The organism is Pseudomonas sp. Sample_9 (genome assembly GCF_004307535.1).
Classification (GTDB): Bacteria; Pseudomonadota; Gammaproteobacteria; order Pseudomonadales; family Pseudomonadaceae; genus Aquipseudomonas; species Aquipseudomonas mercuritolerans.
In genome coordinates this window covers 1-843 of record NZ_RAZO01000117.1, presented here as the reverse complement: position 1 = coordinate 843, position 843 = coordinate 1, and the positions used below count along the sequence as shown (strand labels likewise).

At 57.7% G+C, this 843-nt stretch carries 1 protein-coding gene and 1 pseudogene; one reads left to right on the top strand and one right to left on the bottom strand.

Annotated elements, in window-relative coordinates; genetic code table 11:
* On the bottom strand, positions 1–422 hold a 422-nt coding region (locus tag D6877_RS06385; RefSeq protein WP_178083643.1), incomplete at its 3' end, for an Hsp33 family molecular chaperone HslO.
* 107 nt (positions 423–529) lie between these two features.
* Between D6877_RS06385 and D6877_RS06380 the strand changes: the two are divergent.
* Positions 530–843: pseudogene (locus tag D6877_RS06380) on the top strand (phosphoesterase); the annotation flags it as partial.

Genomic DNA, 843 nt, shown 5'->3' with positions numbered 1-843 from the left:
GACAGTGTTTCGCCGTCGAGATCGACAATGCCCTGATAGCGCTGGCCAACAGTCGGATCGACGGTGAGGGCCAGAACGCCGTTCGGCATCAGATCGCTGAGGGTGGCGTCTGCGGCGATCTGCTCGGCGTCGTAACGCGCCAGGCCACGGATCTCACGCTCGCTGGAGCATTCGATCATCAGCAATGGGATCGGCCCTTCCGAGCGTGCCTGCAAGATCAGCAAGCCATCGAACTTCAGGGTGCCAACCAGCAACGAGGCAGCCGCCATCAACTCGCCGAGCAACTGCGCGACCGGCTCCGGGTACGGGTGTTTGGCGAGGACTTCGGCGTAGCTGCGCTCCAGCGCTACCAGTTCGCCGCGAGTGTCGCTGTCATCGAAGATGAAGCGTTGAGTGAAATCGGTATCCGCTAAGTCGGTCATAGGTCTGGGTATCTGAATGTGATGACAAAATGGTTACAAAACGTGAAAATTTGCGCTTGCTGGCACTTTTTTTGGGGCCGGCGCTTTTTCGCCATGGGAGGCATTTTATGAACAATCCGGGTTTGTTCCAATCAAGGTGGAACCTCGGCCGGCTGGTTCTGTGTAACGTAGTGCCGTTGGCGCTACTGGCTTTCTGGTTATGGCCTACGGGTCAGATGCTGTGTGTGATTTTCGACGAGTGGCTGTTCCGCTCGCTGAATGCACCGCTGGCCAGCAACCCGATATGGCTCCACATCTGGGCAATTGCAAGTCTGCGCCCGTTCGACATCGTCGTCGGACTGATTCTGTTGACGCTGCTGATCAAGGGCGACTGGGTCTTCAGGGCGATCGACGTGCGTCGCGCGTTCTTCGGTTTTTTCTC